This window comes from Rhodococcus sp. ACT016 (genome assembly GCF_050477185.1).
Lineage (GTDB): Bacteria > Actinomycetota > Actinomycetes > Mycobacteriales > Mycobacteriaceae > Prescottella.
The window spans coordinates 5,533,245-5,550,586 of sequence record NZ_JBEAET010000001.1 but is presented as its reverse complement, the minus strand read 5'-3'; the positions used below and the strand labels follow the sequence as shown (position 1 = coordinate 5,550,586).

At 66.8% G+C, this 17,342-nt stretch carries 21 protein-coding genes, 2 tRNA genes and 1 pseudogene; 8 read left to right on the top strand and 16 right to left on the bottom strand.

What is annotated here, in order from left to right:
- The first annotated feature begins 116 nt into the window (after positions 1-116).
- Complete coding sequence (locus tag ACQ5DX_RS25380) at positions 117-839, top strand: IclR family transcriptional regulator (RefSeq protein ID WP_430335800.1); 723 nt, start codon at positions 117-119, stop codon at positions 837-839.
- A 122-nt stretch (positions 840-961) separates the two neighbouring features.
- A complete protein-coding gene (locus ACQ5DX_RS25375) occupies positions 962-2,569 on the top strand; it encodes an acyl-CoA synthetase (RefSeq protein ID WP_430335226.1) in 1,608 nt (535 codons plus the stop codon).
- A gap of 18 nt (positions 2,570-2,587) precedes the next feature.
- Here ACQ5DX_RS25375 and ACQ5DX_RS25370 read toward each other — a convergent pair whose 3' ends face one another.
- Positions 2,588-3,091, bottom strand: a complete 504-nt coding sequence (locus tag ACQ5DX_RS25370; RefSeq protein WP_430335225.1) for a DUF6194 family protein — start codon at positions 3,089-3,091, stop codon at positions 2,588-2,590.
- Positions 3,092-3,125: 34 nt separating this feature from the next.
- Between ACQ5DX_RS25370 and ACQ5DX_RS25365 the strand changes: the two genes are divergently transcribed.
- Positions 3,126-3,605: a MerR family transcriptional regulator gene (locus tag ACQ5DX_RS25365; RefSeq protein ID WP_430335224.1), complete on the top strand. Its 480-nt coding sequence runs from the start codon at positions 3,126-3,128 to the stop codon at positions 3,603-3,605.
- A gap of 65 nt (positions 3,606-3,670) precedes the next feature.
- On the opposite strand, the gene ACQ5DX_RS25360 is transcribed toward ACQ5DX_RS25365, so the two are convergent.
- The 4 genes and pseudogenes from ACQ5DX_RS25360 to ACQ5DX_RS25345 form a co-directional block, all read right to left on the bottom strand.
- Entirely contained in the window at positions 3,671-3,847 is a 177-nt protein-coding gene (locus ACQ5DX_RS25360) for a hypothetical protein (RefSeq protein ID WP_430335223.1), read from the bottom strand.
- Between the two features lie 124 nt (positions 3,848-3,971).
- Positions 3,972-4,898, bottom strand: a pseudogene (locus tag ACQ5DX_RS25355) (D-isomer specific 2-hydroxyacid dehydrogenase family protein).
- Positions 4,899-4,969: 71 nt separating this feature from the next.
- Positions 4,970-5,488: a hypothetical protein gene (locus ACQ5DX_RS25350; RefSeq protein WP_430335222.1), complete on the bottom strand. Its 519-nt coding sequence runs from the start codon at positions 5,486-5,488 to the stop codon at positions 4,970-4,972.
- A 22-nt stretch (positions 5,489-5,510) separates the two neighbouring features.
- On the bottom strand, positions 5,511-5,633 hold the full coding sequence (locus tag ACQ5DX_RS25345; protein ID WP_430335221.1) for a hypothetical protein: 123 nt from the start codon (positions 5,631-5,633) through the stop codon (positions 5,511-5,513).
- Between the two features lie 369 nt (positions 5,634-6,002).
- Between ACQ5DX_RS25345 and ACQ5DX_RS25340 the strand changes: the two genes are divergently transcribed.
- Positions 6,003-6,254, top strand: coding sequence for a hypothetical protein (locus tag ACQ5DX_RS25340; RefSeq protein WP_430335220.1), 252 nt, complete (start codon positions 6,003-6,005; stop codon positions 6,252-6,254).
- Positions 6,255-6,294: 40 nt separating this feature from the next.
- On the opposite strand, the gene ACQ5DX_RS25335 is transcribed toward ACQ5DX_RS25340, so the two are convergent.
- Positions 6,295-6,654 (bottom strand): Rv2640c family ArsR-like transcriptional regulator, encoded by a 360-nt coding sequence (locus ACQ5DX_RS25335; protein WP_430335219.1) that lies wholly within the window; start codon positions 6,652-6,654, stop codon positions 6,295-6,297.
- Between the two features lie 97 nt (positions 6,655-6,751).
- Here ACQ5DX_RS25335 and ACQ5DX_RS25330 point away from each other — a divergent pair, with 97 nt between their 5' ends.
- Complete coding sequence (locus ACQ5DX_RS25330) at positions 6,752-7,231, top strand: ArsI/CadI family heavy metal resistance metalloenzyme (protein ID WP_430335218.1); 480 nt, start codon at positions 6,752-6,754, stop codon at positions 7,229-7,231.
- Between the two features lie 70 nt (positions 7,232-7,301).
- Here ACQ5DX_RS25330 and ACQ5DX_RS25325 read toward each other — a convergent pair whose 3' ends face one another.
- The 4 genes from ACQ5DX_RS25325 to ACQ5DX_RS25310 form a co-directional block, all read right to left on the bottom strand.
- The gene (locus ACQ5DX_RS25325; protein ID WP_430335217.1) at positions 7,302-7,706 is read right to left on the bottom strand and encodes an arsenate reductase ArsC; all 405 of its coding nucleotides are present in this window, start codon (positions 7,704-7,706) and stop codon (positions 7,302-7,304) included.
- A 3-nt stretch (positions 7,707-7,709) separates the two neighbouring features.
- On the bottom strand, positions 7,710-8,810 hold the full coding sequence (arsB, locus tag ACQ5DX_RS25320) for an ACR3 family arsenite efflux transporter (protein WP_430335216.1): 1,101 nt from the start codon (positions 8,808-8,810) through the stop codon (positions 7,710-7,712).
- On the bottom strand, positions 8,807-9,193 hold the full coding sequence (locus ACQ5DX_RS25315) for an ArsR/SmtB family transcription factor (RefSeq protein WP_430335215.1): 387 nt from the start codon (positions 9,191-9,193) through the stop codon (positions 8,807-8,809). The genes arsB and ACQ5DX_RS25315 overlap by 4 nt, the downstream gene beginning before the upstream one ends.
- 515 nt (positions 9,194-9,708) lie before the next feature.
- Positions 9,709-10,731 carry an AraC family transcriptional regulator gene (locus tag ACQ5DX_RS25310; RefSeq protein WP_430335214.1) on the bottom strand — a complete coding sequence of 341 codons (1,023 nt, stop codon included), beginning with the start codon at positions 10,729-10,731 and terminating at the stop codon, positions 9,709-9,711.
- Between the two features lie 342 nt (positions 10,732-11,073).
- Here ACQ5DX_RS25310 and ACQ5DX_RS25305 point away from each other — a divergent pair, with 342 nt between their 5' ends.
- Positions 11,074-11,922, top strand: coding sequence for a TauD/TfdA dioxygenase family protein (locus ACQ5DX_RS25305; protein WP_430335799.1), 849 nt, complete (start codon positions 11,074-11,076; stop codon positions 11,920-11,922).
- A 109-nt stretch (positions 11,923-12,031) separates the two neighbouring features.
- On the opposite strand, the gene ACQ5DX_RS25300 is transcribed toward ACQ5DX_RS25305, so the two are convergent.
- The 6 genes from ACQ5DX_RS25300 to ACQ5DX_RS25275 form a co-directional block, all read right to left on the bottom strand.
- Positions 12,032-12,448 carry a hypothetical protein gene (locus tag ACQ5DX_RS25300; RefSeq protein ID WP_430335213.1) on the bottom strand — a complete coding sequence of 139 codons (417 nt, stop codon included), beginning with the start codon at positions 12,446-12,448 and terminating at the stop codon, positions 12,032-12,034.
- Positions 12,449-12,547: 99 nt separating this feature from the next.
- A complete protein-coding gene (locus ACQ5DX_RS25295; RefSeq protein ID WP_430335212.1) occupies positions 12,548-12,847 on the bottom strand; it encodes a hypothetical protein in 300 nt (99 codons plus the stop codon).
- A 38-nt stretch (positions 12,848-12,885) separates the two neighbouring features.
- The gene (locus ACQ5DX_RS25290) at positions 12,886-13,155 is read right to left on the bottom strand and encodes a hypothetical protein (RefSeq protein ID WP_430335211.1); all 270 of its coding nucleotides are present in this window, start codon (positions 13,153-13,155) and stop codon (positions 12,886-12,888) included.
- A 211-nt stretch (positions 13,156-13,366) separates the two neighbouring features.
- Positions 13,367-13,439 (bottom strand) — tRNA-Arg (locus ACQ5DX_RS25285).
- Between the two features lie 44 nt (positions 13,440-13,483).
- Positions 13,484-13,575: transfer RNA gene (locus ACQ5DX_RS25280), tRNA-Ser, on the bottom strand.
- 86 nt (positions 13,576-13,661) lie between these two features.
- Complete coding sequence (locus ACQ5DX_RS25275; protein ID WP_430335210.1) at positions 13,662-14,390, bottom strand: dienelactone hydrolase family protein; 729 nt, start codon at positions 14,388-14,390, stop codon at positions 13,662-13,664.
- 61 nt (positions 14,391-14,451) lie between these two features.
- Between ACQ5DX_RS25275 and hisC the strand changes: the two genes are divergently transcribed.
- Both hisC and ACQ5DX_RS25265 read left to right on the top strand, forming a co-directional pair.
- Positions 14,452-15,537 (top strand): histidinol-phosphate transaminase, encoded by a 1,086-nt coding sequence (hisC, locus tag ACQ5DX_RS25270; RefSeq protein ID WP_430335208.1) that lies wholly within the window; start codon positions 14,452-14,454, stop codon positions 15,535-15,537.
- Between the two features lie 79 nt (positions 15,538-15,616).
- Entirely contained in the window at positions 15,617-17,326 is a 1,710-nt protein-coding gene (locus tag ACQ5DX_RS25265; RefSeq protein WP_430335798.1) for a bifunctional metallophosphatase/5'-nucleotidase, read from the top strand.
- Positions 17,327-17,342 lie beyond the last annotated feature (16 nt).

The window sequence follows — 17,342 nt, the reverse complement described above, 5'->3', positions numbered from 1 at the left end:
GCGGATGCGGCCGCTCGCACCGTCGGCCATGATCGTCTCGAACAAACGACTGACCGACGGCGAGGTGGGTGCTCGTGAACGACGACCTGGGTTCGGTGACCGAGCTCCCCGTGTCGATGATCGCGCGCACGACGCTGATCCTCGAGGCGTTCCACACCCGCACCGAGCGCGTGACGCTCGAGGAGGTGACCCGGCGGACCGGGCTGCCACGCTCGACCGTGCACCGGATTCTCGACAAGCTGGCGCAGCTGGAATGGCTCGAACATCTGTCGTCCGGTTATCGCCTGGGCCGACGCGCACTCGCGCTGTCTGCCCACCAGAACGGGCACGCCGAATTACGCGCGGCGGCCGCGCCGGTGCTGCACGCACTGCACCTGCAGACGGGCCTCGTGGTCCACCTCTCGGTCCTGGACCGGGGAAACAGCGTGCATCTCGACAAGGTCGGCGGGCGTCTCGCTGCCGCCGTGCCCACCCGGGTCGGATCTCGCACCCCCGCCTACGCGACGGCGGGCGGGAAGGCGTTGCTCGCCGGGCTGCCGTCCGAGCACGTCGACCGCCTGTACGGCCGGCACCTCGCGAGTTGCACCGAACGGACGATCTCCGACATCGCGACCCTGCACACCGAACTCGCGTCCATCCGCGGACGACGCGGCGTGGCCCTCGAGCGCGGCGAGTTCGCACGCGGTGTGGCGTGCGTCGGCGCGGCGGTGCAGCGCGACGACGGTCCGGTCGCCGCGATCTCGCTCGCCGGTGACGTCCGCACCATCAGGCTCGACCACGTGGCGCCGCTCGTCGTCGACGCCACGCGAACTCTCGACGCGTCCCTCCTCGTGGCGTGACCCGGCCGGGCTGTACCGGGATGCCCGAATTCGCCACGTAAGTGGCATTTCTCGCGCTACCCTCCACGGACGTATGCGGGTGGCGCTTGCCGGCGCTCGGCACTGTTCCGGAAGGAATGACGATGCAGTTCAACCTCGCCGATGTCTTCGAATCGGTCGCCGCGGCGGTACCGGACCGCGTCGCGCTGACGTACGAGGACCAGCACCTCACCTACGCGAGCCTGAACGCCGAGGCGAACCGGACCGCACACATGCTGACAAGGGCCGGTGTCCGCCCGGGCGACCACGTCTCCCTGTTCCTGAAGAACAGCATCGAACACGTCACCTCCGTCCTGGGACTGATCAAGATCCGCGCGGTGCCGATCAACGTCAACTACCGGTACACCCCATCCGAACTCGAATACATCTTCACCAACTCCGACTCGGCGGTGGTGGTCGTCGAACTACCCGAGCATCAGCGCACCCTGGCCGAACTGCTCGACAACTGCCCCCTGATCCGAACCGTCATCGTCATCGGCGACCCGGTCGAGGAGCTGCACGCCGCCGCCGCCGCGCGATCGATCACGGTGGCGGCGTTCTCCGACGCCCGCGACCTGCCGGCCACCGCGGAGTTCCCCGCCCGCTCCGGCGACGACGTGTACGTGCTCTACACCGGCGGAACCACCGGATACCCGAAAGGCGTCATGTGGCGCCACGACGACTTCTTCCGCAAACCGCTCTCCGGCGGCAACCCCTACGGCGACGACGCCCGACAGGACCTCGCAGAGGTCGCCGCTGCCGCAAAGGAATTCCCCGACCTCGCGTTCCTCATCGCCGCGCCCCTCATGCACGGCGCCGCACTGTACTCGCTGTTCACCTTCTTCACACTCGGCGCCCGCGTCGTCCTCATGCGCGACTTCGACCCCAAGAAGGTCGTCGAGGCCATCGAGAAGGAACGACTGCAGGTGATCCTGATCGTCGGCGACGGCATGGGCCTGCCACTGGTGGACGAGATGGAACGACGCAACGGCGAGGTCGACCTCAGCTCACTGTTCTCGATCACCTCGGGCGGCGCGATCTGGTCGGTCGGCGTCCGCGAGCGAATGCTCGCCGTCAAGCCGGAACTGTTGCTGCGCGACAACTTCGGCGCCTCGGAATCCGGCAACGACGGCGCCTTCACCGTCGACGAGGACGGCAACCTCCGCATGCCACCCTCCCCCAACATGGTCCTGGTCGACGAGAGCCTCGAGGAGATCGCGCCCGGCACCGACCAGATCGGATACATCGCCCGCATCGGCAACGTCCCCCTCGGCTACTACAAGGACGAGGACAAGACCGCCCGCACCTTCCCCACCCGCGCCGACGGCACCCGCATCTCGATCCTCGGCGACATGGGCCGGGTCGAGGCCGACGGCACCATCGTCTTCCTCGGCCGCGGCTCGCAATGCATCAACACCGGCGGCGAGAAGGTATTCGCCGAGGAAGTCGAAGCCGCACTGCACGGACACCCGTCGATCGCCGACGCCCTCGTCGTCCCCAAACCCGACGAACGCATGGGCCAGCAGGTCGCCGCCGTGATCGCGACCTACCCCGACGCACCGGAACTCACACTCGACGAGGTCCAAGAACACTGCCGCAAGACATTGGCCGGCTACAAGATCCCCCGCGCGATCGTGCTCGTCGACCAGGTCAAGCGCACCCCGGCCGGCAAGGCCGACTACCGCTGGGCCACCTCAGTGGCCTCCGCCTAGGCGCGGCAGGGCCGGGGCTCACCGGCCACTCTCCGGTGTCGTGCCGTTGCACAGCTGGGTGGCACCACGTCGAGCTGCTCGTCGGCGCGCCACGTCGTGCACCTCGCGCAGCAGACCGACGGCCATGGCCTGAGTGCGCGTGTCCGGGTTGGTAATCGAGATCCAACCCTGTGCGCGGTACACAGGATGCGGGAGAACGGTGTCGACGGCACTGAAGTCGACGTCGGCAGCAGAACGTGCCCTGGGATCTTCGCCGACGAGTCGGGTGAAGGTGCTCCTGCCGACGTGAATGTTCAGCCGCCACCGACCAGGCCGGTCGAGGTGGCAGGAGGTGTCGTCGGGATAGTTCTTCGTGACGATGGTCGCGTAGGGCTGCCCGCGTTGCGGCATCCGACCATCAGGCGCGTAGTAGAAGTAGTGGTCGCCCCACGAAATCTCAGGGAACACGCTGCCTTCGGCCGGTGCGAGTTCAAGGATCCCGTCGAAGGCTCGGATCGTCTCGAGTAACTGGTCCATACTCATGGTTGAAGTGTGGGGTTGAAGTGCCTATGGAGGGTTGACTCATGGCCGCGACCATCGGGCGACGGGGTTGCTGACGGTCTCGGCGGTAGCGTCCGCGACCGGCTACTCGGTCCAGCAGGTCCGCGACTTGGAGCGGCTCGGCGTCATCGCTGCGTCGGTTCGGGCGGGCAACGGATACCGGCAGTTCTCCAAGGATCACATCCGCCGCGCCTCCACCCTCCGCTTCTGGGAGCAGCAGGGCTCGGTGCGGCCGGATCGGATCGTCACTGCCGCAGGGTCGGCCCGGCGCTATCACCTCGCAGCGATCCGTGAGGCCCGCATCACCGCGGCCCTCCGAGCCGCCGGGTACCGCATCCCCGACGTCCAGCAGGCGATCGCAGCGATCCGGGACCTCGACGACACCAGTCGATCGCTCGACGCGCTCGACGCGCGACTGGACGCCATCACCCAACGCACACTCGCACTGCTCCGCGCAGCCGCGCCGCTGGCCCAGATCATCCAGACCACGCAGTAAGTCGGCGGCTGCTCGAGTTCCGGCTCGAGCAAGTCGGTTTCAGCCAATCGGCACGAGCGCCTGATCTACACGCGCTCGAGTTCCTTCTCGAGCGTCGCGACGAGTCGGATGATTTCGCCGGCCGCCGCTACGTTGGCGGCCTTCTCGCTCGTGTCGGCGATGCGCTCTGCGAGACGACGGATGCGGGCAACATCACTGATGCCCGTAGCGATTCCGCCTGTGTGCGATCCAAGGTGTTGCACCGGAAATCCTCTGTCGAATTTGGTAGTTCGACCGCAAGGGTAGGCATTCCGGCATTCCACGTAAACCCCTGATCGAATGTTCGCCTCGGAACTCACCCTGAACGGCCACCGTCGGACGTTCGATTCAGTAGCCTGCGACCGGATCGATTCGCGCCGTGAGTGCCTCGCCCGCCACGAATCTGCGCACGTTCTCCGTCACATGCTCGGCGAACGCGGTGGCGCGCACCGACGGCGGATTCGAGTCGTGCGGGGTGATGATCGCGTTCGGCAGCGCCCACAGCGGGTGCCCGTCGGGCAGCGGCTCAGGATCGGTCACGTCCAGCCCGGCCCCGCCGATGGTGTTGTCGCGCAAGGCGTCGACGAGGGCGTCGGTGTCGACCAGGGGACCGCGCGCGACGTTGATCACCCACGACCGCGATCCGAGCTGCGCCAGTTGCGCGCGTCCGATCAGGTGCCGGGTCTCGCCGGTGGCCGGCGCCGCGACCACGACGTGGTCGACCCGCGGGAAGACTTCGTCGACCCGATCGGCGGGCAGCGTCTCGGCGGCGCCCTCGACCGGCACTCCGGACCGGTTCACCGCGACGACCGTGGCACCGACCGCGGTGAGCATCGGAATGAGCGCCCGCCCGATGCCCCCGGCACCGATGATCGCGACGCGGGCGCCGCGCAGGGTCCCCACCTTGTCGAAGAACTCCCGCTGCCGCCAGGTGGTGGCCGCCAGATGTCCGGGCAGCGCGCGAACTCCGGCCAGCAGCAGCATGAATGCGTGTTCGGCGACGGTGGCCGCGAACGCACCGGCCGCCGATGTCCACACCACGTGCGGGTGCCGCTGGACGACCCCCGCGGCGAATTAGTGCTCGACACCGGCCGACGGCAGCTGCACCCACCGAATCGAGTCGGGAAGGTCGGCCGGGAACCGCGCCGGATCGTCGCCCGCCCACACCAGGGCCTCCGCCTCATCGAGCCGCCCGACGGCCGCGCCGCCGCGGGCGATGGCGTCGGTCAGCAACGGATCGGGCTTCGGGCCGAGGGCGACGGTGGTCGCGGTCATCTCACGCTCTCCTCTGTGCGGCAGGGGGACTCGGGTCGGTAACTGATCACGGGACAGGGCGGCCGGGAAGGTCAGCCCGACGACGTCAGCTCGGCGAACATGTTCTCGACCTCGCCGAGATCCAACTCGGTCGATTCGGCGACCGAATCGAGCGGGTGACCGTCCCGCAGCATCTGCGCCGCGCGGGCACGGGCCCCGTCGAGCCAGCCGAGCGTTGTGAGGATGTGTACGGCCGCGTGCTGCAGCTCGGTTCGCTGCGGGCGCGTCCACGGCGCGGACCGGGACCGGAATGCCTTGCCGAGCCATTCCCGAAGCAGAGCACCGAGCATCTCGCGCTGCTCGGCGGTGGTCCGGCCCGCCATCTCCTCCTCCGTGACGGACAGATCGACCACGAGCGTCGAATCGCTTGTCTCGAACCGGGTCCAGGAACGGCGACGGAGATCGGCCGGCAAGCACCGGAGACACACCAGCAGCGTCCCCGCCATGTCCGCTGTCGCCGTCCGGAATGCCTCGCGCGCCTGCTGCAACTCGCCCGCGAGCTCGTACACGCCCCCGACCGGGCCGGTGTCCGAGGTGACAGCGAGATCCACGCGCCCGAGGTTACCGCGAGGCTCAGAAGTCGACAGCGGCCCGCGACTCGATGAACTCCGCCAGGTCGGCGGTTCGCCGCTCGTCACCGTCGGAGTAGGTCCACACCTCCGGCTCGGCCGAGTCGGTCCACGCCAGGTACGCCACGCTCGCGTCGTCGGCGCCGAGGACGGCGGCGACCTATGCAACGAGGATGCAACGGTCGTCGTGAGACCGTCGCTCGGAGGTGTTCCCACTCGTCGGGGGTGGGAACGGCTTTTCCGGCAGCGGCGCCCGAGCCCCATCGGGGGTGGGCTCGGGCACCGCGCAGCCGACGATAGCCACAAGCGTCGCGTTTCGGGGCGAGTGTGCTTCGGCTCTCAATCTGCCCTCGTGCCGGTCCGGATGCCGTCGGGCGTCCCGCCCTTCCTCTGTGCCCTTCGGTTGTCCGAGGGAAACGTGTCGGCGTCGGACACCGACGTACTGGGTGTGACGTCTGAACGATGCCCGAAATGCGATCTCATCGTCGGCCAGTGCGTGCACACGCGAGTTGCACGCCGCCCGACGCTCACCGGGGACCACGGCCTGGTTCTGGTCGGCCCGAGTCGAATCGCGCACCTGCCCGGCTGCAGCCACGACGACGAGACGGAACTCGCCGGATGGGGCGAGATCCGCGGTATCCCGAATGCATGGGTACGCCTCGGCAACGGAGAAGCCCTGGTTACCAACAGCGGGGACGTCGTCAACCGTCCGACGTCCAGACGGTGCAGACACTGCGTCGACCGCTGAAAGTCTTAGCGCCGCCAGCTATTCCTGAACCCACGAACTTTCAGCGACAGCAGTTGGGGTCGAGCACGACTCGGAGTGCGTCGAGGGCGTCGCTCCGGGCCCGGTGGTAGACGTTCATGCCGCGACGTTCGGACTCGACCATGCCTGCCTTGCGGAGTTGGCCGAGGTGGTGACTGACAGTCGACTCGGCGAGGGCAACTCCTACAGCGAGGTCGCACGTGCAGACTGCGCCCTCGGCAGCAGTGAGCAGGATCGACATCAGTTTGATCCGTACCGGGTCGGCGAGCGCCTTCAATCGGAGGGCGACCTGCAGTGCTGCGTCGTCGCTCATCGGTGCCGCGGAGACCGGCGCGCAGCAGATCGGTGCGCTGACATCGACGAGCGGCAGGGCTTTCGGCATGGCAACGATCCTACCGACGGATCTTGACTTATGTCGAAAAGGTCAGGAGTCTGGACCTGAAGAGGATTCGATATATGTCGCATAGGTGGAGGCTGTCATGTCACGCGCCCAACTCGCACTCAACGTCGACGACCTGGAGGAAGCGGTCACGTTCTACTCGAAGCTGTTCGGCACCGAGCCGGCGAAGCTGAAGCCGGGGTATGCGAACTTCGCGATCGCCGACCCGCCGTTGAAGCTGGTGCTGCTCGAGAACCCGGGCAAGGGCGGAACGATCAACCATCTCGGGGTGGAGGTGGAATCGAGCGCGAAGGTGCACGAAGAGATCGCTCGCCTCACCGGCGAGGGGTTGTTCACCGACGAGGAGATCGGCACGACGTGCTGCTTCGCCACACAGGACAAGGTGTGGGTGACCGGCCCGGCCGACGAGAAGTGGGAGGTCTACACCGTGCTTGCGGATTCGGAGTCGTTCGGGTCCAGCCCGCAGCACCTCGGCGAGGTGTCGGCGGCCGCCGAGGGTGGCGCCTGCTGCGGGACCGCGTCCGCGGAGGCGTCGTCCGCAGGTTCCTCCTGCTGCTGAAGCCAACGCTCACGCGAATGCGACTGTGGGCCGGACTCATCGAAAGGTCCGGCCCACCACGTTTTCCGCTTCAGCGCTGCGGAGCGAGCTCGGCGATCAACGCCTCGACACGGGACCGGATCTCATCGCGGATCGGCCGGACTGCATCGATGCCCCGCCCGGCGGGGTCGTCGAGCACCCAGTCGCGATAGCTCTTGCCGGGAAAGATCGGGCAGGTGTCGCCGCATCCCATCGTGATCACGACATCCGACGACCGCACGGCGTCGACCGTGAGGATCTTCGGGTTCTGGTCCGAGATGTCGATGCCGACCTCGGCCATCGCCTCGACCGCGGCGGGGTTCACCTGGTCGGCGGGCGCACTGCCGGCGGACCGGACCTCGATCCGATCGCCGGCCAGATGGGCCAGTAAGCCGGCAGCCATCTGCGAGCGGCCCGCGTTGTGGACGCAGACGAACAACACACTCGGCACGGTCATCGTTCAGGACTCCTTCGACGCCGGCGCCGCCGGCGACTCGTGACGGGTGAAGCGCTTGCGCAGCGCGAGCGAGACGTAGACCAGACCGACGAGGACCGGCACCTCGATCAGCGGCCCGACCACCCCGGCCAGCGCCTGCCCGGACGAGGCGCCGTAGGTGGCGATCGCCACCGCGATGGCGAGCTCGAAGTTGTTGCCCGCGGCGGTGAACGCCAGCGTCGTGGTGCGCTCGTAGCCCAGGCCCATCGCGGCACCCGACAGGTAGCCGCCGCCCCACATGATCGCGAAGTACGCCAGCAGCGGGATCGCGATCCGGACCACATCCATCGGCTGCGAGGTGATCCGGTCGCCCTGCAACGCGAACAGGATCACGATCGTGAACAGCAGACCGTAGAGCGCCCAGGGTCCGACCGTGGGCAGGAACCGCCCCTCGTACCAGGGGCGTCCCTTGGCCCTCTCCCCGAAGTGCCGGGTGAGAAAGCCCGCGAGCAGCGGGATGCCGAGGAAGATCAGCACCGACTTCGCGATCTGCCACGGCGAGGTGTCGATTGTGGTCTGCTCGAGCCCCAGCCAACCGGGCAGGACCGAGAGGTAGAACCAGCCGAGAACCGCGAACATCAGCACCTGGAACACCGAGTTGATCGCGACCAGAACCGCCGCGGCCTCGCGGTCGCCGCAGGCGAGGTCGTTCCAGATGATCACCATTGCGATGCAGCGGGCGAGACCGACGATGATCAGCCCGGTCCGGTACTCGGGGAGGTCGGGCAGGAAGATCCAGGCGAGCGCGAACATCAGCGCCGGGCCGAGGACCCAGTTCAGCAGCAGCGACCCGAGCAGCATCTTTCGGTCACCGGTGACCGTGTCGAGGCGGTCGTAGCGCACCTTCGCCAGCACCGGATACATCATGATCAACAGGCCGAGCGCGATCGGCAGCGAGATCCCGTCGACCCCGATCGCGCCGAGCGCGTCGCCGAGGCCCGGGATCAGCCTGCCGAGCAGCAGGCCGGCGACCATCGCGACGCCGATCCACACCGGAAGGAACCGGTCGAGGGTCGAGAGCTTGCCGACCACGGCGCCGCGCTCGACGGTCGTCGCCTCGCTCACGCGGTGACCTCCGCGTATGCCGAGGAAGGCACCCCGGGGTCTTCGTTGATCAACAGCGCCGACGAGAGCTGCTGCAGCGCAGACGGAACAACCCAGTAGTACACCCAGGTCCCGCGGCGCTCGCAGTCCAGCAGCCCGGCTTCGCGCAGCACCTTGAGGTGATGGGAAATCGTCGGCTGCGCCAGGTCGAACGAACCGGAGATGTCACACACGCACGCCTCACCACCGGCATGAGATGCAACCAGTGACAGGAGTCGCAGACGCACCGGGTCTCCCAACGCCTTGAACATCCGCGCCAAGTCACCCGCCCGGTCCTCGGCCAGCGGCGCACGCACCAGCGGCGAGCAGCACGCGTCGTCGTCCACACCAAGCTGCTTCGACATCCATCTATATTGACAGTCATCGAATCAATGCACGAACCGGGCGCAGGCGGGGTGACGCATCGCAGAACGAGAAAGCCCCCCACCTGCATCGCTGCTGGTGGGCGGGCTTTCTGATGTGCGCCCGAAGGGATTCGAACCCCTAACCTTCTGATGTAATTGGAAGCCTCCGCAAACATCCGCAGGCGTCTGCAATAGTTCGCTCTACCAGGCACTACATGCGCATCAACCATCCGCCACCGTCCGGCTCGATACGCCTCGATTCGTGGTCAATGTGTTGAGTAAGTGTTGAGTCGAGCCGAGGATTACCACCGCTCCATTGCGATACTCGAGCCATGACGAACTCGTGTGCATTGACCTGGTGGGCGCAGCCTGCCGAGCATCGGGCGAAGCGGATGCGGCGTGAGCGCAACCCCCTACCGACTGGTTGGCCGAATCGACTGCGTTAAAGGCCCTAGTTCTCGCCGTAGATCAAGAGTTTCACACAGCACGCGATACGTGAGGAACGTTGCCCGACCTCATTTGCGTCCTTCTCTCTCCTTCGCTTGAGCCCTCCAGGCGCGGGCAGTGACGCCAAACTGCTGCCGGAACCAGCGGGAAAAGCTGTTAGGGGTGGAGAAGGCGAGCATCTCGGCAATTTCGGTCAGTGAGTGACGGTCGTCGGCGACCAGACGTTCCGCGAGTCCCAGTCGCGTCGAGTTCAGCACGGACGTGAATGTCTCGCCGGCTTGGGCGAGGTGTCGATACACAGTCTTTCGGTCGACGCCCAGGCTGCGTGACACCTGATCCAGGGAGCATTGCCCCGTGGGGAGAAGTAGTTCGATGAGTTCCTGGACTCGCGTCAGGACGGTTGGTGGGCTTGCAGTCTCGACGGATTCGAGCAGCGCCCGCGTGTACGACCGCAACGTCGGGTCCGACATGCGGTTCGGTTTCCTGAGATCACTTGTGGTGCAGATTATTCCAGTAAAGCCCTGATCAAATCTGACCTCTGAGTCGAAGACCTTTCGGTGGGTGCTGAGATCGTTGGGCGGTCCGTGCTGGAAACAAACCGCGACGGGGCGCCAGTTGTCTCCAAGGATAGTTCGGAGCAGTTGGTAGCCCACAGTTGTCGCCAGTTCGAGGGATTGTCGGGTGCCCACGTCCATCTTTGTGTCGTAGTCGACGACGATTGTCGTCAAGTCTCGTCGCTCCACAAGACGAACATGCAGCGCCTCGTTGTACATGTGCTGGTAGCGGATGAGCGTTTCGAACGCACTTCGCGCATCCGGAGCGTCCCTGATGCTGACGCTGAGGGGCCCAAGGTTGGAGAACCGCCGATGTTGCGCGAGAAGAAGTCCGAAATCCTCCCGCCGCGAGGCCGTCGCTGACGCTTCCAGCACTCGAGAGATAGCCGCGGCCGGCACCCATCGGTCTTCAACGTCCATCCCCGCAGGATCGAGGCCGGCAGCCCGCAAGAGCGTGATCGCATCGATCTCCAACGACTCACCGAGTTCGATGTAGCCGTGAATCGCCGCATAGCGAGCGAGCGGACCCGCGTCCAAGGAGTGCCCCCAACTGGTAAGTCAGATGCCACATCACGGTAAGTGTGATAGCGATCCTACCGATAGCTTCGTGTTGTCCGCTTCACACAGTGAGGAGTCAGGACATGGGCAAAGCGATTCGCTTCTACGAGACCGGCGGGCCTGAGCTTCCGAAGTGGGAACTCGCCGAGGTAGGCGAGCCCCTGACCCCTTCCTGCCTGTGGCGTCGGATCAATCTGGTTCGAGCGTGCACGACGATGCCACACCCGCCTTCTCCGCTCGATTCCTTACCTCCAGCTTGCATTGGAGTTCGTCATGACCACCGTTGGTTTCACGTCCAACCGAAAGGCGACCGTGCCCCCGATGGATGCACGGCCGTCGACCTGCAGCATCGGCGCCGAACTCCACGGCGTCGACCTCGCCGAGGCGTCCCGCGATGACGACCTGTTCGCCGAACTGAAATCACTGCTCCTGCAGTACAAAGTGCTGTTCGTCCGTGACCAGGACATGAGCCGAGCCGAGCATGTCGCATTGGCGGAGCGGTTCGGTGCGCTCGAGGATCATCCGGTGGCAGGCAGCGACCCGGATCATCCAGGGCTCATCCGGATCTACAAGGACCTCGACAGCGCACCCGAACACTACGAGAACGCGTACCACTGTGACGCGACATTTCGCGACAGCCCTCCGATGGTATGCGTGCTTCGCTGCGTCGACGGACCGGAAGTCGGCGGCGACACGATCTGGGTGAACATGGCGCTCGCGTACCAGCGGCTGCCCGAGCGGGTGAAAGACCAGATCGAGGGGCTGCGAGCACGACACAGCCTCGAGGCGACCTTGGGTGCGTGCATGCCGATCGAGCAGCGACATGAGCTCAAGGAGCGCTTCCCGGACGCGGAGCACCCGGTCGTCCGAACACACCCCGAGACCGGCGAGAAGATCCTCTTCGTCAACAGCTTCACGACGCACCTCACCAACTTCCACACCCCCGAGAACGTGCGCTACGGGATCGACTACGCCCCCGGAGCCGGCGATCTGCTGCGCTACCTGATCAGCCAAGCCTCGATCCCGGAGTACCAGGTGCGCTGGCGATGGACCAAAAACAGCGTCGCCATCTGGGACAACCGGTCGACCCAGCACTACGCCGTCCAGGACTACTGGCCGGCGGTCCGAAAGATGGAGCGCGCCACAATCATCGGCGACCGCCCCTTCTGATCTCGGCAGCGAGCAAGTAGCTCGTGCGGATCGCGAACGAGACGCTGGCCGTCCCCGTCTATACAACCGGAACACCCCCGGACGATGAGGGTCCGGGGATGTTCATTAGTCAATCCTGCGGCGGATGACTGGTGTGCTCGACGATGTGCATGCCGTCAAAGTTCGGGCTTTTGAGCTGGAAGTGAATGTGGTGCATGCACTTGACGACATCTTCGAGGGAGACGTCTAGCAAGTCAGTCTGACGGACGGGCAGCGAACCAGGATCGAGCTCCTGCTCCATCAGATCCTGGTACTTGCGGACGTCGTCGCGGGTCCGGTCGACGACGAAGACGCTCACGTTCCAGTCGGGCTCCTCGCCGTGACTAGTGGCCCACATGTCTACCGCGACGATGGTCGAGTCACTGCCTTCGATGCCGGCCAGCTTTTTCAGGCTTCCGCTGGTTGCGATCATGCTGTTCTCTGCAGCTGATGTGCCAATCCAGTCCTTGTGCGGCGTTGTCGCTGGTTCCACCTGATTCGCGGTCATCTACGCCGCCCCTTGCGCGTGTCGATCCTGGCGATGAGCGGCCAGTCTAGGGGTACGCACCGACGGGCGCGGCTAGGCAATGCCAGACCTGACCGGCCTTCAACTCCGGTCAGGTCCGTCCGGGTCCTTGACCGGGATCTCGTCGAGGTACTTCAGCATCAGCTTCCAGACGGCCAGATCGCCGTCGTACTGAAACGGATGCTCGGCTCTGATCTCGTCGATAAGCTCGCGACTCAGGGGCCGCTTCACATCCCAAGCGGCTTCGACAGCGCTACTCGTAGAAAGCGCGAACTCGCCGGCTGCCGCCGCTCCTTCGGGGATCCCCTCGAACTCGCCGAAGTCTCCGCCCATCTCGGCGTAGATGCGCTCATACATCGCCATCTCTTCCAGCTGTCCCACGGTTCACCTCCCAGTACTTGTGTAGTCGCTGCGGGCTTCTAGTTCCGGCCGTGCCGGTCACCCGTCATGCGCTTGTCGATTGTGTCGAGTGCGATCGTGAAGTCCTCGAGCTCGTCCGGGTCGGTGTCGGGGTTGTCGACGATCAGCTCCTCGACCTTGCGGCGATGCTCCGGATCGAGTAGCACGCCCTTCTCCGCGGCAGCCTCGAGGACGTCGAGGATCGCGTAAAACCACTCACCGACACGTAGCGAGACGACTGCCGGCTCGGTCTCGTCTCCAGGATCGAGGTAGAGGCGGCTCTCGATCATTGACGTTGCTAGTCCTCGTACGGGGTCACGCCCGGAACCGTAAACGTGCCCGGGTCTGACCGCAGTTCACTTACGGTCAGGTCCGTCGACGGGGAGCAGCGTCGTAGTCGCCCGTGCGCCCCGGTTTGGGAAAAGAGTTGAGTTGCGGGGTGACACCCGGAAACGAGAAAGCCCCTCACCTGCATCGCTGCTGGTGAGGGGCTTTCCGATGTGCGCCCGAAGGGATTCGAACCCCTAACCTTCTGATCCGTAGTCAGATGCTCTATCCGTTGAGCTACGGGCGCATGGAACTATCTTCAATTGTTACTGGCCCAGCGAAGGACCAGTGTGGCGGAGGCGAGAGGATTTGAACCTCCGGTCCCCTTTAAGGGGGACAACTCATTAGCAGTGAGTCCCATTCGGCCGCTCTGGCACGCCTCCTTGGGGGCCGGCCCTTTCGAACCGCCGGGCGAAACATTACACAGGGATCGACAGGAAACGCAAAACAGCTGGTCAGGCGCTTACTCCTATCGAAGGTTGGCGTCGAACCAGTCGAAGATCCGGCGCTGGGCGTCGAGGATCGCGACCACCAGCGGGTCGTCGTCGTCGGCACTCGCCTCCGGCACGGGCGGTTCGTCGGCGCGGTGAGCCAGCCCGTCGTAGCTGACGATGTTGGTGGCGACGTCGGCGCGCGCGACGGCGTCCCGCAGCAACTCGACGTGTTCGGGCGGGGTGCGCGGATCGTCGGCGCCGTACAGGCCGAGCCACGGAGCCTTCAGCAGCGGTGCCGCGTCGACGAGGGTGGGTGTCTCGGGCGCGAGGGGGTTGACGATCCCGTGCGCGGACACGCTCACAGCGGCGCCCACCGATCGGCTGGTGGCGACGAGCATCGCGGCGGTGCCGGCGTCGTCGAAGCCGATCACACCGACGCAGTCCGGGTAGATGCCGCGGGAGACGAGCCAATCGAAGGTGGCGTCGAAGTCGTCGAAGAGGCTTTCGCCGAACACCTCGGTGTCGCTGTGGGCGGGTTCGCGGTGGAACAGGTGCGGGGCCACCACGAGCCACCCCTCCGCGGCGAGCGAGCGCATCATCTCGAGGAGCGCGTCGGTGAACTCGCGGGACTCATGCAGCACGACGATGCCGCCGCGCGCGTGTCGTTCGGGTTCGACGGCGGTGAGCGGCACCCTTCCCCGAGCCTGCGAGTCGGAGTCGTCGTCAACGCGCAGAGGCACACTGTCCCGGAGGATTCCCGGCATGAATCAACCTTGGCACGACCACGTCGACAGTGCACGTGATCGTAGGGCGCATAATCGCATCGTGACCCCCGTGACCCGCGCTGACCTCGATTCCATCCCGACCTACGTGCCGGGCCGCAGTTATCCCGGGGCGATCAAGCTGGCGAGCAACGAGACGACGCAGGGCCCGCTGCCCGGCGTCGCGCAGGCCATCGCGGACGCCGCCGCGGCCGCGAATCGCTATCCCGACAACACGTCGGCGGCGCTCATCCGCGCGCTGTCCGGGTCGCTCGGCGTGCCGGCCGAGAACATCGCGACCGGCTGCGGCTCGGTGGCGTTGTGCCAGGAGTTGGTGCAGGCCACGTGCAACGAGGGCGACGAGGTGATCTACGCCTGGCGCTCGTTCGAGGCGTACCCGGTCGTGACGAAGGTGGCGGGCGCGGTCCCGGTCCCGGTGCCGCTGACCGCTGAGCACGGCCACGACCTGGCCGCGATGCTGGCCGCGATCACCGACCGCACTCGTCTGATCTTCGTTTGCAACCCCAACAACCCCACCGGCTCCGCGCTGGGCCGCGAGGAACTCGAGCGGTTCCTCGACGCCGTCCCGGAGCGCATCGTCGTTGCGCTCGACGAGGCGTACTTCGAGTACAACCGCTCCGGCGTCGACGGCGTCGAATTCGCCCGCACCCGACGCAACGTCGTCGTGTTGCGCACCTTCTCCAAGGCGTACGGGCTGGCCGGCGTCCGCGTCGGCTACGCGATCGCCGATCCGGCGATCGTCACCGCCCTGGCGAAGGTGCACATCACGTTCAGCGTGAACGCGGTGGCGCAGGCCGCCGCGATCGCGTGCCTGGAGGCTCGGGACGAACTGCTGAACCGCACGCACGCCGTCGTCGCCGAGCGCGACCGTGTCCGCGACGCCCTGCTGGCCGCCGGCTACGACGTCCCGGTCACCGAGGCCAACTTCGTGTGGCTGCCGCTGGCGGAGCGGTCCGCCGCGTACGGCGAGGCCAGCGCCGAGGCCGGCGTGCTGATCCGCCCCTACGGCGTGGACGGCGTCCGCATCACGATCGGTGACCCGCACGAGAACGACGCGTTCCTCGCGTTCGCGACGTCGACCGCCGCCCTCGAGCTGGCCGGGGTGCCCGTCGGATACCCCACCCCGTAACTGAACCGTTATTCGCCACTGGGCACATCGTTGCCGGATCGTTGGCACACTCATGCCGGTGTGCCGACCCGCGAACGATTTGTCCGGACGCAGATGGCGCCGTAGGACGGCAGCGCTCGCCTCGGTACTCGGGGCCTCGCTGACCGTCGGCGTCCACTCCGCTGCGGCGCGGCCGTCCGAAGACGCCGATACCGTCTCGGTGCGACTGCTGGCGATCAACGATCTGCACGGCAGCCTCCAGCCGCCCAAGGGCGCCCGCGCGCAGGTCTCCCGGCCGGACGGCCCGGCGACCGACGCCGGCGGAGCCGCCTACCTGGCCGCCTACGTGCAGCAGCTACGTGCTCAGGCGAAGAATTCGCTGCTCTACTCGGTGGGCGACAGCTGGGGCTCCTCCCCGATCGAGTCCGCGCTGTTTCACGACGAACCGACGGTGAACCTGCTCAACCTGATGGGCGTCGACGCCGCGTCGATCGGCACCCACGAGCTCGACGACGGCTTCGGCGAGCTGCGACGCATGCAGTCCGGCGGCTGCCATCCGGTGGAGGGCTGCCAGTTCGAGCCGACCTTCGACGGCGCCCGGTTCCCGCTGCTCTCGGCGAACATGACCCTCGCCGACGGGGCTCCCGCGGCGCTGCCCTACGCGGTGGACTACGTCGACGGGGTCCCCGTCGGGGTGATCGGGGTGATGCCCTCCGACGCGCCGTCCAAGATTGCGGCCGATTCCGTCGCCGGACTGCAGTTCGGCGACGAACTCGAGGCGATCGACCGCACGGCGGACACGCTCGACTTCCTCGGCGTGCGCGCGATCGTGGTGCTACTGCACCGCGGCGACACGCAGGCCACCCCCGGCGGTCCCAATTCGTGCGACCTCAGCGAGGGTCCTGCCCGCGAGATCGCGACGCGGGCGACGCCCAAGGTCGACGCGATCTTCACCGCCGACACCCACTCGCAGTTCAACTGCACGGTCGACGATCCGGCCGGCAACCCGCGACCGATGATGCAGGCCGCCTCGCACGGACGGATCGTGTCGGTCGTGGACGTGGCGATCGACCGCAGGTCCGGCGAGGTGGATCGCGATCGCACGCAGGCGTTCAACCAGATCGTCACCCACGACATCTCACCGGATCCGATGGTGGCCGACCTGGTCTCCCGGGCCAGCAGGCAGTCCGACGAGGTCGCCCAGCGCGCGGTGGGCGCCGTCACCGACGACATCACCCGCGAGCCGACACCGGGCGGCGAGAGCCCGCTCGGGGACCTGATCGCCGACGCGCAGCTCGAGGCGGCCCGCGGACGCGGCGCGCAGCTCGCGCTCACCAATCCCGGCGGCATCCGCGCCGACCTCCTGTTCGACGCCGACGGCACGATCACCTACGGCAACGCCTACCAGGTGCAGCCCTTCCTCAACCCGCTCGAGGTGCGGACCCTCACCGGGGCGCAGTTGAAAGAGCTTCTGGAACAACAGTTCCAGGCCCGGGAGGACGGCTCCGCCGCGGAACTGATCCTGGCCCCGTCGGCGTCGCTGACGTATCGCCTCGACCGCCGCGCCCCGGTCGGGTCCCGTATCGCCGACATCCGCGTCGAAGGCGAACCCGTCGACCCCACCGACAGCTACCGGGTGGCGGTCAACAAGTTCCTCGCCGACGGCGGCGACGGGTTCACCGTGCTCCGCGACGGCACCGAACCGGCCTCCGCCGGAAGCGATCTCGACGCGCTCACGTCCTATCTGGACGCCCACTCCCCCGTCGCGCCGCCCGCACCGGACCGCATCTCGATCGCACCGCCGGCCTGAGTCCGACCCCGGCGAC

Bases quoted from the DNA above. Each gene is read 5' to 3' on its own strand.
- ACQ5DX_RS25330 (WP_430335218.1), top strand. From the start codon at position 6,752: ATGTCACGCGCCCAACTCGCACTCAACGTCGACGACCTGGAGGAAGCG.
- ACQ5DX_RS25370 (WP_430335225.1), bottom strand. From the start codon at position 3,091: ATGAGTATGGACCAGTTACTCGAGACGATCCGAGCCTTCGACGGGATC.
- ACQ5DX_RS25305 (WP_430335799.1), top strand. From the start codon at position 11,074: ATGGATGCACGGCCGTCGACCTGCAGCATCGGCGCCGAACTCCACGGC.
- ACQ5DX_RS25325 (WP_430335217.1), bottom strand. From the start codon at position 7,706: ATGACCGTGCCGAGTGTGTTGTTCGTCTGCGTCCACAACGCGGGCCGC.
- ACQ5DX_RS25315 (WP_430335215.1), bottom strand. From the start codon at position 9,193: ATGTCGAAGCAGCTTGGTGTGGACGACGACGCGTGCTGCTCGCCGCTG.
- ACQ5DX_RS25275 (WP_430335210.1), bottom strand. From the start codon at position 14,390: ATGCCGGGAATCCTCCGGGACAGTGTGCCTCTGCGCGTTGACGACGAC.
- ACQ5DX_RS25335 (WP_430335219.1), bottom strand. From the start codon at position 6,654: ATGCCGAAAGCCCTGCCGCTCGTCGATGTCAGCGCACCGATCTGCTGC.
- ACQ5DX_RS25290 (WP_430335211.1), bottom strand. From the start codon at position 13,155: ATGATCGAGAGCCGCCTCTACCTCGATCCTGGAGACGAGACCGAGCCG.
- ACQ5DX_RS25380 (WP_430335800.1), top strand. From the start codon at position 117: ATGATCGCGCGCACGACGCTGATCCTCGAGGCGTTCCACACCCGCACC.
- ACQ5DX_RS25375 (WP_430335226.1), top strand. From the start codon at position 962: ATGCAGTTCAACCTCGCCGATGTCTTCGAATCGGTCGCCGCGGCGGTA.
- ACQ5DX_RS25300 (WP_430335213.1), bottom strand. From the start codon at position 12,448: ATGACCGCGAATCAGGTGGAACCAGCGACAACGCCGCACAAGGACTGG.